Raw genomic sequence first — 15,225 nt, 5'->3', positions numbered from 1 at the left:
CCGTTCGAGCAGTGGCGGAATCCGCCGTACTACTCGCGTGGTTCAAGGACGCCTCGCACGACATCACCGGGCAAGACGGAGACGATCGCTTGAGTGACGGTGCATCACGGACGTGCGCCGAACGCACTGCCCCGGGGCGTCGGCAGCGCCGACGCGTGCTCGCCGGCGCGGTCGGTGCGTCAGTCGATCGCCCGTCCTCCTGTGAGGTGGGTCCTACGACGTACCGCACAGGCACCGTCAACTGACTTATGCGGCGCCTCCCTTTACAGAGAAAGGTAAGGACGTCGAATCCGCATCACGGAAGGAATCACGCGTCATGAACGGCGACCGCTCAGAGCTGTACTCCCCGCAGGCGCCGTGGGGACTGCCCGCACTGTCCCTGCCGATCCACCGGATTCTTGACGGATTCGTTCGGTGTCCCATGCGGGCGGAGTTCCGTTTCGACCCGGGAAGCCCCATGGTCGTGTCCGTCGCCTTCATGGCCGACCAGGACTTGGGTGTGACCTGGCGGATCGCTCGTGAGCTCCTTCAGCAGGGGCTTCACTCGCTGAGCGGCGTCGGTGACGTGCGCATGCGGCCCGCTGTCCTCGACGAGCGGGCCATGGCCCCCACGTCATGGCTGATGCTCGGCTCGCGGGACATGTCCGCCCTGTTCGAGCTGCCCATACCGCCTCTTCGGGAGTGGCTCGCGGAAAGCTACCGCATCGCCCCGCCGGAGGCGGAGACCGACGGGATGGACTGGGACGCCTTCATCGCGCAGGTGCTCGACGACTCGCAGCCGGCATGAAGGACCGCACAGGTGGTCACGGAGTGTGGGTTCCGCAGGATGAAGGGGGTGAGCCCCCGGGTGGGGCGCCGAACGGCGTGCCACCCGGGGACATCGTCAGCCGCCGATGCTGACCAGCGTCCCCGCGCCGTTCGGGTAGGCGACGTACGCGGTGGCCGGGTCGTCCGTGCCCAGCCCCGACCAGGTCCCGGTGACGGTCAGTGGCACCCCGGGCCGGGTCACCGGCTGCTGGGGCGACACGGAGAATGTTCCGGACGTGGCGAAGGACGCACCCACGCCCACCACGTTCGACTGCAAGGCGAACCCGGTGGACGAGGTGCCCGGCGGATCGCCGATGTCGACCACCAGGGCCAGGTATCGCCCCGGTGGCAGGTCGGGAACGCTGACTCGCACCTGGTGCCCCAACTCACCGAAATTGCCGACTACTTGTGAGGGCTGCCCGGTCGAGGGATCGGTGACGATTTCAAGGATCAGTTGAGCCTCAGGGGTGTTTGTGGTGAGGAAGAACTCGCCCGCTCTGCCGCCCTCCGGCACCGTGAAGGCGAACATCTGCAGACCTTCACCCGTGGCGGAGATCTCGCCCTTCACCTTCTGGCCGACGACCGGACCGTAGCCGGCCAGCGTCAGTTTCCCGGTCCCCGGTGTCACTTGGTACGAGACGCTGCCCTCCGGCCCGCTGCCGACCACCCGCTCAGGTGCCAGCACGGGGTACGGCGTCACCGCGATGGGGCTGCGGACACTGCTGTGGCCAGGGCTGTTCCAGGTCAGTGACCCGGTTACCAGGTGGTCGGACCTACCAGTCGTCAACGTCAGTGTGATCTTGACCTTCGCGGTCTGCCCGGCATGGGTGAAGCGCACCGTTGACGGCTTGACCTCGACGTCGATACCGGGCACCTGCGCGGACGCCTGGTACACACCGGCGCGCGTCGCGGTCAGCGTGCGAGTGACGGTCTTCGAACCCACCAGCTGAGGTGTGGCGATGGACGGGTAGTTCAGATCACTGGGGTCGACCGGAGGTACCCCTTCCCCTCCCACGCCGAGGCCCGCTTCATAGGCGAGCCAGTCGGTGTTCGATGAGTCGTACACCAGGCCGGGGTCGAGCATCGCGGCAGGATCGACCTCACCGGAACCCTGTGCGAACGGGTCGGTGACAGTTGCACCGGTCGCGGTCCTCGTGTCCACCGCAGTCGTCATGAGCGCCGACTTCACCGCCATCGGGGACCACGTGGGGTGCGCCCCAAAGTACAGCGCCGCGAGACCTGAGATCTGTGGCGCCGCCATCGACGTCCCGGACATGAAGTCGAAGTCCCGGCCGAAGTTGCCGGGCGGGGCGACCGCGGCGAGGACAGCGACGCCGGGCGCGGTGACATCGGGCTTGATCAACGCGCCTTTGTTCTGCTCCGACGGGCCGCGCGAGGAGAAGGGAGCGACCTGAGGATAGGAGATACCCGAGGACCCACCCGGCAGCAGGGTGGCGGTGGCGCCCGCCTTTGCCGCGTAGACGCGCACCGCGGTGGCGTCCGGCGCGTTCAGGTGCACGGTGGGAACCATGTGCAGGTCGGCGTCCGTGTCCAGGTCGGTGGTGTTGACCAGCACCATGCCCGCTCCGCCTGCGCGTTCGACCTCCTGGGACTTGCTGACCCGGCTGTTCACGCCGCGGTCGCACATCACGATCGTGCCGGCCGTCTTCGCTGGATCCAGGGTGTCGGTCTTGCACAGTCGGGCCGAGGACATGTCGGCGTCCGCACCGCGCACGTCTTCGGCGCGGACCAGCGGATCCGGTCCGAGCGGCGCGGTCACGGTCCGGCTGGAGCCGACGAAAGTCTGGCCGTCTCCCAGTTTCACCGTGGCTTCCACCGGTGCCAGGGTGCTGGCCGCGACCGTGGTGACCCAGGGCGACACGTTGTCCAGCGTCGCCGTGTCCGGGCCCGTGTTGCCCGCCGCCGCCGAGACGAATATCCCCGCTGCCGCGGCGGCCCGGAAGGCCTCCTGGACCGGCGTGTTGATACCCGTCTCCAGCGCATTGCCCGCAGAGAAATTGATCACGTCGACCCCGTCGGTGGCCGCCTGGTCGATGGCTGCGACGATGTCATCGGTCGTACCGATGGAGTTGCCGTCCTTGCCGGTCCACAGGGCCTTGTACGCTGCGACGACCGCCCCCGGCGCAACCCCGGAGACGGTGCCGAGGTCGTGCCCGTCCGCGACGGCATGGACGTTCGCGTTGCCCACCGCTGTGGACGCGGTGTGCGTGCCGTGCCCGGCGATGTCACGCGGCGAGAGGTAGTCGGCCCGTTCCTCCGGCCGCACCACCGCCAGCCAGCCGTCGGCGAAGTAGCGCGCACCGACCAGCTTGGTGTTGCAGGAGCCGGCGCCGAACTCCTCGCCGGTCTGGCAACTGCCGGTGAACGTGCCGCCGTTCGCTTTGCGCATCGTGATCACGTCGCCCTTGAGATAGGGACGATAGGGATCCCTGGCTGTGGGAGGTGCGCCGCCCAGCGGTGAACCCGCGAACGAGTCGCTCTCCGGCCAGATACCGGTGTCGATGTCGCCGACCACGACGCCCCGGCCGGCCTTCGCGGTACCGCCCAGCGCTGACCACACACCGTGCCGCCCGGAAAGGCCCAGGAAATCGGTCGCCCTGGAGTCGTCGGCCACTTCGTACCGGGCATCCGGACTGACCTTGAGGACGCCAGGTTGTGCGGACAGGCGGGCCGCCTGAAGTGCGGTCAGGTCGGCGGCGAAACCGTTGGTCACCGTGTTGTAGCGGCGGCGGACCTTGGCTCCGACCGAGGCTGCGGCATCGTCCTGACGGTGGTGCAGGAAGTCACGGTAGCGGGTGGCGTTCGCGCTGTGCGGATCCAGCTTCGCGCCCGCCGCCGGAGCGGTCCGGCTGATGCCGCCCACGCCTCCTTGATAGGTGGCTGTCGGAGCGTCGGCCAGGGTGACGATGTAACGGCCGGCCGGGAGTTTCCGGTGAGTCGGCGTGGGGGTGAGGGGGTTGTCGGCGGCCTGGGCGGTCACACCGGAGAGCAGCGTGAGCAGGGAGACAGCGATGGCCGCCGTACCCCGCGTGATCAGGTATTTACGTGAAGAATGGCTCACACGTTCCTCTTTGGAGGCGGAGAACGACTTCGGAACCTTCGAAATGTCACATCCATGTCGTGGACCACGTCATGGATGCACGATGTCATCATGGGTGTGAGTTGTTCGAGACATGTATCTCGATGAGAAGAGTGAACCTTGCCGTCCCGTAAGGTGTCCAGACCTTCTCGCGGCGCCTTTGGTGAGGTGCCCGGGTGCGCCGACAGAGCCCGGGGGCCTGACCTGCGGACTCGGCGGAGGCCGCTTCCGTGTGGCCCGGGGCAGGTCGCGGTCCGGCGAACGCGGCCGTCCTTCCGGCCCCCGGACCTGCGCGGCAGCGCCGATTCGCTGCGGCCGGAGGTGTCCTTCGTGCCGGACGAGCGGCAACTGCCTTCGGGGCAGGCCAGCCGTGCCGCGCTCACTTTCGGGGGAGCGCGTTCAGGTACCAGCTCAGCCGCCAGGCCTCGTCACCCGCGCCCTGGTCGGCAGCCCACTTCACCGTGGCGATCAGTACGGACAGTTCGGCCTCCAGCCAGGACACGGCCTCGCACTCGTCGGCGAACTGCTCGGGGGCGACCGTGGGAACGTGTGTGGCGACCGCGACGATCTGGCGCCGGATGCTGGACGTGATGAGTGAATTGGCGGCATCCGCCGAGAACACGTAATAGGCGAGCAGCCGTTCCACGGCCCGCTCTCGTTCCGCCGCCGAGTCCCTGGCCCTGCTCAGCTCGTCCGCGTACGTCCTGAGAAGGTCGTGACAGATGTACCGGCCGGGAGTGGACTCCCCGAGCAGGTTGACCCGGTTCAGGTCGTCGAGCAGAACCTCGGCCCGGGACACCGGGACACGGGCCAGCACGGCGGCCGCCTTGGGGGTGATCTCCGGGCCGGGGTGCAATGACAGCAGACGGAACAGCCGGGCGTTCTCGGGCGTCAGGGAGTCGTAGGACCAGGAGAAGACGACGCGCGCGTTCTCGGAGGGGTCCTTGCCGAGGGCGAGGGCGTCGAGACCGTCGTAGACGTCGCGCAGGGGTTCGCTGATCTGGGTGAGGCTTGTCGTGGGGAGATGCGCGGTGCGCGCGGTGGCCAGGGCGAGAGCGAGGGGAAGCCCGGCGCAGAAGTCGATGATCTCGCCTGCCGCCTCGGGCTGGGCGGCGACCCGACGGCTGCCCAGCGCCCCCGCCAGGTACGCACGGGCCTCGTTGTCGTCGAACGGGCCGAGGTGGATCTCGCGCGCCTGGTGCGCGACGGTCAGGCCCGGTATCTGGCTGCGGCTGGTCACCAGGATCAGGCAACCGGGGGAGCCGGGAAGGAGCGGACGGACCTGGTCGATGTCGCGGGCGTTGTCGAGCAGCAGCAGGATCCGCCGGTCGGCGACCACGCTGCGGTACAGCGCCGCCCGGGCCTCTGTCGAGGCGGGCAGCTGACTCGATGCCACCCCGAGGGAACTGAGGAAGTCCGCCAGGACGTCATGCGGTTCAAGCGCCGCGACGTTGTCCACGCCGTGCAGGTTGACGTACAACTGGCCACCGGGGAAACGGGACTTGACCCGGTGGGCCACCTGCGTGGCGAACGTCGTCTTGCCGACACCGGGCATGCCGTGGATCACGCAGGTGGTGGTGGTGTCGTGGGCGGCGGTCTCGCGAGCCAGAGCGGCCACCTGTTCGCACTGGTCCTGGCGGCCCGTGAACCGGGGCAGCGAAGCGGGCAGTTGCGCCGGCGTGAACCAGGGAGCGGCGCGCTCGGCCGTGGGCGCGGGCCCGGGCCCGGGTGCGGGCGGTCGTCGGCCGAGGAGGAGATCGCCGGAGAGAATACGCCGATGCGTCTCCTGGAGGGCCGGCGTCGGCTCGACACCCAGCTCGTCGCGCAGCAGACGGCTGGTCCGGGCGAAGACGGCGAGGGCGTCGGCCTGACGGCCGCCACCGTACAGCGCGAGCATGTGCAGTTCACGCAGCCGCTCGACCAGCGGGTGGTCCGCGATCAGCAGGACGAGTTCGGAGGCCGCCTCGGCGTACTGGCCCGCGTCGACCAGGCAGGCCAGCCACTCCTCGGCCGCGCGCAGCAGCCGGCCTTCCAGCCGGGCGCGCTGCGTCTCGGCGTACGGCCCGGGAACACCTGCCAGCGGCGGTCCGTTCCACAGGGCGATACCGTCCCGGTAGAGGGCGGCGGCCGCCACCGGATCCCCCTGGTCGCGCAGTGCACGGGCGTCGGCCACCCGCTCCTCGAACGTCGTCAGATCGACGGGCACGGCGTCGGTGTCCAGCACGTATCCGCCGTCCTGCGAGCGGATCCGTTCGGCGAAGGGCGAGCCCAGGCCCTTTCTCAACTTGTGGACGTAGGTACGGACAAGGGCCTCGGCCGAAGCGGGGGCGTCGATGCCCCAGAGGTCGTCGATGAGCTGGCCCGTGGTGGCCCTTCCGCCCCGGCGCAGCAGCAGGCAGGCCAGAACGGCCCGGACCTTTGCGTGACCGACCTCCACCTCGGCGTCGCCACGCCAGGCCCGGACAGGGCCGAGCAGTGTGAAGTGCATCCCCTGGTCAGGTCCTTGATTCGTCAAGGATGAAGGCATGGGTATGCCCGTGGGGGAGCGAAGGGACGCGGTGATCGGGTCGAGCTGCATGGGGTCGGCCCCTTCGGAGCGAGGTGGGTGACAAGGAAATGCCTCGGCCTCCGGGGTCGTGCCGGACCCGTGTGACGCCGACCGGCATGAAGCCTCCGCCCCGTACGCGCGTCTCTCATGCGGACCTGCTGCCATTCCTGTCAGACGCTGCCACTATGGTGTGTCCAGAACACCGTACACAGAAATTATATGTGCGGCGTCTAAACATCAGCAGTCACATGGATTCGATACCGGCTGGAGGCAGAGCGTGACACGCGCGCACCTGAGCCGTGCCGCGTTGTTCGAGGGAGCGATTTCAGGTGGATACGCCGGCGCCTTTGGGGCCGCGACGGTTGTTCGGCCGGGACGAGGATCTACGGTTCGTTCTCTCCTTCTTCGACGACTCGGCGGTGCTGGGCGGAGCCCTGCTCCTCTCCGGTGACGCCGGTGTGGGCAAGACCGCCCTGCTCGACTCGGTGGCGCTGGCCTCGGCCCGCCGGGGGGGCCGGGTCCTGCGCGCGGCCGGTGCGCAGTTCGAGGTGGATGTCAGCTATTCGGGCCTCAATCAGCTGCTCATCCCGCTGCTGGACGCCCTCGACGAGTTGGACCCCGCCCACCGTGACGCCCTGCGGGTCGCCATCGGTCTCGGCAGCGGCCCGCCGCCCGACCGTCTGCTGCTGTCCACGGCGGTGCTGTTCCTGCTGCGGCTCGTTGCGGCGAAGACACCCCTGCTGCTGATCGTCGACGACCTGCCCTGGATGGACCGGGCGACCAACGCGGTACTGGGCTTCGTGGCCCGCCGCCTGGTCGGCAGCCGCGTCGGATTCCTGGCGGCCTCCCGTGCCCACGCGGACAGTTATTTCGAGCAGGGAGGACTGCCCGAGCACGTGCTGCGGCCGCTGGACGAGGCGGCCGCCGACGAACTGCTGTCCAGCCGGCATCCCGATCTGGCTCCGGCCGTACGACGACGGCTGATCGCCGAGGCGAGCGGAAACCCTCTGGCGCTCGTGGAACTGCCGGGCTCCCTGACCGGGGCGCAGCGTTCCGCCCTTGCCGCGCTGCCGTCGGTACTGCCGCTCAACCAGAGGCTGCAGACCCTGTTCGCGACACGTGTCGCGGCCCTTCCCGCCGCCTGCTGCAGGCTTCTGCTGGTCGCGGCGCTCGACGGAACGGGCGACCTCGCGGTGGTCGAGGCCGCAGCGGACGGCCAGGCCACTCTGGCGGACCTCGCTCCCGCCGAGCGCGACCGTCTGGTCCGGGTGGACCCGGTGACCCGGCGGCTGACCTTCCCTCACCCGCTCATCGGCTCGGCCGTGGTCGACGAGTCCACCGCCGGTGACCGGCGCTGGGCCCACCAGGTGCTGGCCGACGCGCTGACCGACGCCCCGGAACGACGGGCGGCGCACCTCGGAGAAGCCGCGGCGGGCCCGGACGAGACGGTCGCCGAACTGCTCGAAGTGGCCGCGCGCAGCCGACTGGCCAAGGGAGACGCGGTCGGTGCGGTGGCCATGCTCACCCGTGCCTCCACGCTCAGCCCCGAGGCACTCGACCAGAGCAGGCGACTGGCCGAGGCCGCCTACATCGGCGCGGACGCGGGCGGCGAGCTGACGAACGCCTCCCACCTGCTGGAGGGGGCACGCCGGACGAATCCCGGCGGCGGCGACTCCCTGCACGCGGTGGCCGCGGCCGTCTTCCTGCTGATCAACGGTGACGGTGACATCGACACCGCGCACCGCCTGCTGGTCGGCGCGATCCGGTCGAGCGACAACGGCTACTCCGGGCAGGACGAAGCCCTCACCGACGCGCTGCACACGCTGATGCTGCTGTGCTGGTTCTCGGGCCGGCCGGCGCTGTGGCAGCCGTTCCTGGAAGCGGTCGAACGAGCCGCACCCGACGTACCCGAACTGGTGTGGGTGGGCAGCCGGACGTTCGCCGATCCCGCGCGGTGCGGGCCCGAGGCGCTGGCCCGTCTCGACGCCCTGCTCACCGGCTCCCGTCATGAGACCGACCCCACGCGGGTCATCCGCATGGGCACGGCCGCCGTCTACCCCGAACGGCTCGGCGCTGTCCGCGAGGCGTCATGGGAAGTGGTCCATCGGGGTCGCCTGGGCGCCGGACCGGTCCGGCGCCATCTCGGCGCGCTGATGCACCTGTGCCTGGACGACTACCTCGCGGGCCGCTGGCGGGAAGCGGGCGAACTCGCCGACGAAGGTCTCGGCCTGTGCGAGGAACACGGGTACATGTTCTTCCGCTGGTACTTCCAGTACGTCCAGGCCGTCCTGGCCGCCGTGCAGGGGAACTTCGTCTCCAGCACCGCCCTCAGCGATGAGATCTCCCGCTGGGCGGCGCCCCGCGGTGCCCACGGCGCCCGTCACTTCGCCCGTCACTCCGAGGTGCTGACCGCTCTGGGCACCGGTGACTTCGAGGCGGCCTACCGGCACGCGTGCAAGCTGAGTCCGGCCGGCACTCTGCCCCGGTACATTCCCCACGCCATGTGGGTCGCGCTGGACCTGGTGGAGGCCGCGACCCGCACCGGCCGCGCCGAGGAGGCGGCCGCTCACGCGGCGGCGATGCGCGGCTCCTCGATGCCGCTGCTCTCGCCGCGCCTGGCCATGCACACCTTCGCCGCCGAGGCGCTGCTCGCCTCCGGTGACGAGGCCGGCACCCTGTTCGAGCAGGCACTCAAGGTCGCGGACGCCGAACGATGGCCGTTCGACACCGCGCGTGTGCATCTGCTGTACGGCGAACACCTGCGACGGCTGCGGGCGGCGTCGACGTCCCGGTCCCATCTCACCGAAGCCCTGGAGGCCTTCCAGCAGCTCGGCGCGGTGTCCTGGGCCGAGCGGGCCACGGCCGAACTCCGCGCCGCCGGCCATGCGGTGACCCGGTCCACCGGGCGGGGCAGCGCCGAGCTCACCGCACAGGAGCGGCAGATCGCCTTGCTGGCGGCGGGCGGGCTCACGAACAAGCAGATCGGCGAGCGGCTCCACCTGTCGCACCGCACCGTTGGCACACATCTCTACCAGCTCTTCCCGAAGCTCGGCATCAACTCGCGTGCCGCGCTGCGTGACGCACTGGAGGAACTGGAGAGAACAGAAAAAGACCGTCCACGTCAGTGACACGGTCAGTCATTTGACGTATGCCTGCCACCGGTCGCCGACGCAACGTGGGTGGAAGATCCATGCGGTCCCGCTGTACGCGGACCGCTCTTCCCGCAGCCAGGAGGTAGCGCGGTGTACGACGCGGTAGCCGAGGACGACGACGGTCCGGACGTCCACTGGCCGCCCGGCTTCGCCCCGGACCAAGCGGACTGCTACTGCCGGGCACAGACGACCGTCTCCGCCCCCGCGAGCCAGGTGTTCGACCTGCTCGTCACTGCCGAGGACTGGCCGGGCTGGGTGCCGGGCCTGACCGACGTGCGGTTTCGCGGGCCTTGCCAGGGGACGTTGCAGAAGCACGGTGCGTTCGAGGTCCGGCTGGCGAACCGCCGGCGGTTCGAGTTGCTGGTCGCGGAGATCGCCGCGCCCCGCCGACTGGGCCTTTCGGGGATCGCCACCGGGTTGCAGTTCTACCAGGCGTGGCTGCTCACGCCTTCGAGTACGGGGACCGTGGTGTCGAGTGAGATCGTGGCCCGGGGCATCGCGGCCAAGGCGATGCGGGAGGCGACGCCCGACTGGGCGAGCCGCGTGAACTCCCGGTGGCTGGCGGGCTTGAGGGCGCGCGCGGAGACGGTTTGAGAAATCTGGAGGGAAGGCCGGCCGTGGGGCGTTTAGGCGGTGCCGTGGGACACGCTTCGGGCCGGGCGCCCGCGGCGGTGTCGTGGACCCCCGTCATGCCGTGCATCCGCGGCCGGGACGGTCCGGCCGCGGGAGCGCAGTGAGCCCGAGGGGATGTCACTCCGCCCTTCGGGCACCCTGGTCCCCGGCACGGGCCCGCGGTGGTGCAGCGGTCCCGTGGACGGTCGTCGAGTGTGCCGCGAACGCCTTCGACGCCACCTCCTTCAGCACAAGGCGGACATCGGCGGGCATGCCGGCGAACATTCCGTCGATCAGGGCGGGATCGGCCTCGTACATCATCATGCCGAAGGACACGGGCATGATCCTCGTGGGCATGCCCGCCGCTTCCGTGCCGATCATCTCCACCCATTCCGTTGTCGTGATGTGCTCGTCGAACAGCGGTATCAGATGCTCTTCCATCAGGTCCGCGTGGACCTTGACCCGGGCGACCAAGTCGTCCAGGAAGTCGGCCAGCCTGTGGCCGGACGTACCGTTCAGCCGCCATTCCCCCAGTACGGCCAGTAGATCGGAGGTGACCGTCTCCATCTGTGTCAGATGGCCCGCCGCCGTGCGGATCATCTCGTGCTGCTGTGGCCGTGCCCGCTGCAGGAGCTTCGGCATCAGATACGTGTCTCCAGCGTGCAGGTGCTTCAGAAATGGCGCGGTGACGATCTCGATGTGTTCCGCGACAGTCCGCCGACGCTCCTGATCACCGGGATCCACACCGCGGACGAGCGCGGGCATGAGGCCGAACTCGCGCTGGAACATGGTGTGAGCCATGACCACCTCTTGTGATGCGGCGGGTGGTCGGACAGGCTGCGCCATCTGGTTGCCCTTCTTTCTCGGTGGTCGTGTCGGCCGGACCGTGCCGCCTTGGCAGGGAAGGTCCCGTCGTGGTGGATCACGATGGTCCACGGCCCATCGTACGAGCCCTGATCAACAGCTGTTGTGCGCATTCTCTGCGGCAGCACTGCATCGTCTTACCCGTGTGTCGGCACGCCCGCGCGCGCTGCCCGAGCCGCTGCGCGGGCGTGGATCCGGCCGCGTCCCAACGTTCCTGTAGAAGGAAACAACGCAATGAGCAATACACGTATGTTCGACCGGCGCGAGATGCTTCTCATACACGACGTGCTTCGGCGTGAGATCGGTCTGATGCCGCGTACGGTCAGGGCCAGCGACCCCGCGGACGCCGAGCGTGTCCGGATCGTCGGTGGCCACATCGCGGCGCTGACGGGTCTCCTGCACCACCACCACGCCAGTGAGGACGCCACGCTGTGGCCGCTCCTGGAGAAGCGCTGCTATGACCTGATCTCGACGACCGTGGCCTTGATGGAGGAGCAGCACCAGCAGGTGGACCGGCTGGTGGGCGAGGTCGGCCAGGCGCTGTCGGCCTGGAGCGAGAACCCCACCGCGCGGACGCGTGACGCGCTGGCCGGCACGCTGGAAGAGCTCATTGTGGCCCTCAAGGAACACCTTGAGGCCGAGGAGAGCCAGATCCTGCCCGCCATGGAGGAACATGTCACGGCCCAGGAGTGGGACGACATGGTCCGCGAGGGCATGGCTCAGGCGGACCCGGAGGGCATGCCGCTCGGGTTCGGCATGCTGATGTACGAGGGCGATCCCGAGACAGTGGAGTCGGCTCTGAACGGCATGCCGCCCGAGTTCGCGGTGGTCCTCAGGGAGAAGGCCCCGGCCGCGTACGCCGCTCACGCCGAACTCCTCTACGGCACCTCCACCCCGCCGCGCAGCACCGAGCTGTAGACGCGGCCGGTCCCGCGATGACCGGCCGGCCCGGTGACGCGCCTTTCCGGCCCCGGGCGGGGGGATCCCGCTCGCTCTGACCCGAGGTCCGGCCATCGTCCCTCCCTCCCGATCCGCCCGGAGGGAGGGACGTCCTTGCTGTGCCGGATCGCCCGGTGCTCCCCGTGGTCCGGCAGCCCCACGAATTCCGCCCGACGGCCTTCGCGAACACATCCGCGCGGTACGACAACAAGAAAGAGGACAACCATGACGACTCCCCCCGAGGTCCGGTACCTGCTGGACCGGATCGAGATCCAGGACCTGATCGCGAGGTACGGCCTGGGCCAGGATCTGCACCAAGGTGACAACGACGACCAGGACCTGTTGGCGCAGTGGTCCGCGGTCTTCGCCTCCAACGCCGTGATCGACGCCTCCGACCTCGGCCAGAGCGCCGCGATCGGCCTGCAGGACTACGTCGACTTCATGCGGGGCACGGACCGCAAGGGCACCGAGGGCCTGGGCAAGCTGTTCGGCCGGTGGCAGCACCGCGAGGGCTATGCGACCGTCACCGTCGACGGCGACACCGCGAAGGCCACTTCGCCGTTCTTCCACACACACGAGACGCGTGACGGCCAGGCCAACGTCATCCACACCGGGCTGTGGCACGACCGGTTGGAGCGGCGTGCGGAGGGCTGGCGGATCGTTCACCGGCGTCTGGAGAACGGCTTCTTCCACACCGTGCCGCGCGTCGCCAACCCGGGCGACCTGCTGGACAGGTGACCCGAAGTGGCCGGTGCGGTGCCACGTCATCCGACTGATGCGGCCGTGTCCTGACCGCTGCAGCATGGTGCCCGGGGCGGCAGGGCGGCTGTTGCCGGGCCTTCGCGGACGCGTCCGTGTTCCGCGAAGGCCCGGGCCGACGACGTGGTCAGCGGCCCGGTGACGAGCACCGGGGCCGAAGGCCACCAGCCCCTCTGCCAGCGACAGCCCGCGGGGCACCCGCCGGAGCCAAGGCCGGCAGGAGGGTGCCCCGCGGCCCCACGAACCTGACCCGTCAGTGAAGTTGCCGCGCGACAGCGGCGGAAGAAAGCAGGCTGAAATGCAGTTCGGGCTCTTCGGCGTGGGAGACGTGGTCCTCGATCCCGTGTCCGGCCGCATGGCGACGGAACACGAACGGATCAAGGCCGTTACGGAATACGCGCGGTTGGCCGAGGAAGTCGGTCTCGACGTCTTCGCCATCGGCGAGCATCACAACCCACCCTTCATGCCGTCCTCGCCGACAACGCTTCTGGGATACGTCGCGGCCCGGACGGACCGCATCATCCTCTCCACGTCCACCACGCTGATCACCACCAACGACCCGGTGAAGATCGCCGAGGACTACGCCATGCTCCAGCACCTCGCGGACGGCCGAGTCGACCTGATGATGGGGCGGGGCAACACCGGCCCCGTCTACCCGTGGTTCGGCAAGGACATCCGCGACGGCATCCCGCTGGCCGTGGAGAACTACGCGCTGCTGCACCGGCTCTGGCGCGAGGAAGTGGTGGACTGGGAGGGGAAGTTCCGCACTCCCTTGCAGTCGTTCACCTCCACCCCCCGGCCGCTGGACGGCATACCCCCCTTCGTCTGGCACGGCTCGATCCGCAGCCCGGAGATCGCCGAACAGGCCGCCTTCTACGGAGACGGGTTCCTGCACAACAACGTGCTGTGGCCCAAACACCATGTGCAGCGGATGGTGGGCTTCTACCGCGAACGGTACGAGCACCACGGACACGGGCCGGCCGACCAGGCCACCGTGGGCCTCGCGGCACTCGCCTTCATACGCCCCGATTCCCAGGACGCGGTCAGGGAGTTCCGCCCCTACTTCGACGGCTCCGAGGTGTGGGGGAACGGTCCGTCGCTTGAGGAGACCATCGGACAGACCGCGCTCCTGGTCGGCAGCCCGCAGCAGGTGATCGAGCGCGTCCTCGCCTTCCGCGAGTACGCCGAGGGCGACTACCAGCGTCAGCTCTTCACCGTCGACGCGCTCGGGCTGCCGCACAAGACGGTGCTGCAGCAGATCGAGATGCTCGGCGAGGTGGTCCAGGTGCTCCGCAAGGAGTTCGCCGTGGGCCGTCCCGCACACGTACCCGACGCTCCCACACACGCGTCCCTCAAGGCCGCGAAGGAGGCTACGCGATGACCCGCACCGTGGTGGTGGTCTCCGCGGGACTGCGGCAGCCGTCGTCCACCCGGCTGCTGGCCGAGCGCCTGGCGCAGTCAGCCGACGAGCAGCTGCGGCAGCTGGGCGAGCAGCCGGGCATCGAGTACATCGAGATACGCAACCTCGGGCACGACCTGGTGAACCAGACGATCGCCGGCTACCCCTCCCAGGCGCTGGAGAAGGCGCAGGACAGCATCGCCCGCGCCGACGGGCTGATCGCGGTGACGCCCGTCTTCACCGCGTCGTACACCGGCATGTTCAAGATGTTCTTCGACGCACTGGACCACAGCTCGCTGGTGGACAAGCCGGTGCTGATCGCCGCCACCGGCGGTACCGGACGGCACTCCCTGGTGCTGGAGCACGCGGTACGGCCGCTGTTCTCCTATCTGCACGCCGCCGTGGTTCCCACCGGGGTCTTCGCGGCACCGGAGGACTGGGGCAGCGGTGAGGGGGCCGGTACCTCGCTCGGGCAGCGCGTCGAACAGGCGGCGGGGGAGCTGGCCCGTGAAGTGCACCGACGGGAGGCGCCCGTTGTCGCTGACCCGTTCGAGGGCGTGACGTTCGATCGGCTGCTGGGCGCCGACTGACCGGGTCGGCAGCCCTGGCCTCGCCGCTCGGGTGGTGGCGGGGCTGCCGCACCGGACGTACACCTGGTCCGCGCCGTTCGCCCGCACTCCGGGCGCGGAAGTGACGCCGACACCGGTCATCCGCCGGTGTCCTGTCGGCAAGTCATCGGTGTCCCCGATGCCGTCCAGGTCAGTCATCCGGTGTCCCGTCGGCAAGTCATCGGTGCCCCAGGTGTCTCGCAGGTCAGTCATCCGGTGCCGCGTCGGCCAGTCACCGACGGTCCGTCGGACAAGTCACATGGCCTATCGGTTCCTCCCCGCGCAGACGGCACTGTAGGGGTCACGGGCCACGCCGGACGCCGCAGGAGCGGCGCCCATGGCCCACACGGACCGCGCGGACACCCCACGGAACGCGCACATCACTAGCGATGGGTCGCCGTGCCGCAGTACGGGCGACCCATCAGGGGAAAGGAGAC

At 69.5% G+C, this 15,225-nt stretch carries 10 protein-coding genes; 7 read left to right on the top strand and 3 right to left on the bottom strand.

Annotation, left to right across the window (positions count from 1 at the left end):
• Positions 1–316: 316 nt before the first annotated feature.
• The gene (locus ACFVUT_RS22570) at positions 317–787 is read left to right on the top strand and encodes an SsgA family sporulation/cell division regulator (protein ID WP_389653662.1); all 471 of its coding nucleotides are present in this window, start codon (positions 317–319) and stop codon (positions 785–787) included.
• A 96-nt stretch (positions 788–883) separates the two neighbouring features.
• On the opposite strand, the gene ACFVUT_RS22565 is transcribed toward ACFVUT_RS22570, so the two are convergent.
• Positions 884–3,889 carry a S8 family peptidase gene (locus ACFVUT_RS22565; protein ID WP_389653659.1) on the bottom strand — a complete coding sequence of 1,002 codons (3,006 nt, stop codon included), beginning with the start codon at positions 3,887–3,889 and terminating at the stop codon, positions 884–886.
• A gap of 397 nt (positions 3,890–4,286) precedes the next feature.
• Positions 4,287–6,395: a BTAD domain-containing putative transcriptional regulator gene (locus ACFVUT_RS22560; protein ID WP_389653657.1), complete on the bottom strand. Its 2,109-nt coding sequence runs from the start codon at positions 6,393–6,395 to the stop codon at positions 4,287–4,289.
• Positions 6,396–6,784: 389 nt separating this feature from the next.
• On the opposite strand from ACFVUT_RS22560, the gene ACFVUT_RS22555 reads away from it, so the two are divergent.
• Together ACFVUT_RS22555 and ACFVUT_RS22550 are read left to right on the top strand one after the other, a co-directional pair.
• Positions 6,785–9,583, top strand: a complete 2,799-nt coding sequence (locus tag ACFVUT_RS22555; protein WP_389653654.1) for an ATP-binding protein — start codon at positions 6,785–6,787, stop codon at positions 9,581–9,583.
• 114 nt (positions 9,584–9,697) lie between these two features.
• Positions 9,698–10,201 carry an SRPBCC family protein gene (locus tag ACFVUT_RS22550; RefSeq protein ID WP_389653651.1) on the top strand — a complete coding sequence of 168 codons (504 nt, stop codon included), beginning with the start codon at positions 9,698–9,700 and terminating at the stop codon, positions 10,199–10,201.
• Positions 10,202–10,357: 156 nt separating this feature from the next.
• Here the strand turns inward: ACFVUT_RS22550 and ACFVUT_RS22545 are convergent, their stop codons facing one another.
• Positions 10,358–11,020 carry a hemerythrin domain-containing protein gene (locus ACFVUT_RS22545; RefSeq protein ID WP_389653648.1) on the bottom strand — a complete coding sequence of 221 codons (663 nt, stop codon included), beginning with the start codon at positions 11,018–11,020 and terminating at the stop codon, positions 10,358–10,360.
• A gap of 297 nt (positions 11,021–11,317) precedes the next feature.
• Here ACFVUT_RS22545 and ACFVUT_RS22540 point away from each other — a divergent pair, with 297 nt between their 5' ends.
• From ACFVUT_RS22540 to ACFVUT_RS22525, 4 genes are all read left to right on the top strand, one after another.
• A complete protein-coding gene (locus ACFVUT_RS22540; protein ID WP_389653645.1) occupies positions 11,318–12,001 on the top strand; it encodes a hemerythrin domain-containing protein in 684 nt (227 codons plus the stop codon).
• A 246-nt stretch (positions 12,002–12,247) separates the two neighbouring features.
• A complete protein-coding gene (locus tag ACFVUT_RS22535; protein ID WP_389653642.1) occupies positions 12,248–12,760 on the top strand; it encodes a nuclear transport factor 2 family protein in 513 nt (170 codons plus the stop codon).
• A gap of 319 nt (positions 12,761–13,079) precedes the next feature.
• Entirely contained in the window at positions 13,080–14,162 is a 1,083-nt protein-coding gene (locus ACFVUT_RS22530) for a CE1758 family FMN-dependent luciferase-like monooxygenase (RefSeq protein ID WP_389653639.1), read from the top strand.
• Entirely contained in the window at positions 14,159–14,770 is a 612-nt protein-coding gene (locus tag ACFVUT_RS22525) for an FMN reductase (protein ID WP_389653636.1), read from the top strand. Before ACFVUT_RS22530 ends, ACFVUT_RS22525 begins: the two co-directional genes overlap by 4 nt.
• The last annotated feature ends 455 nt before the right edge of the window (positions 14,771–15,225 follow it).

The organism is Streptomyces sp. NPDC058051, assembly GCF_042885475.1.
In the GTDB taxonomy this organism is placed as follows: domain Bacteria; phylum Actinomycetota; class Actinomycetes; order Streptomycetales; family Streptomycetaceae; genus Streptomyces.
Note: the sequence above shows the minus strand (reverse complement) of the source record. Positions and strands in the feature narration are given on the sequence as shown.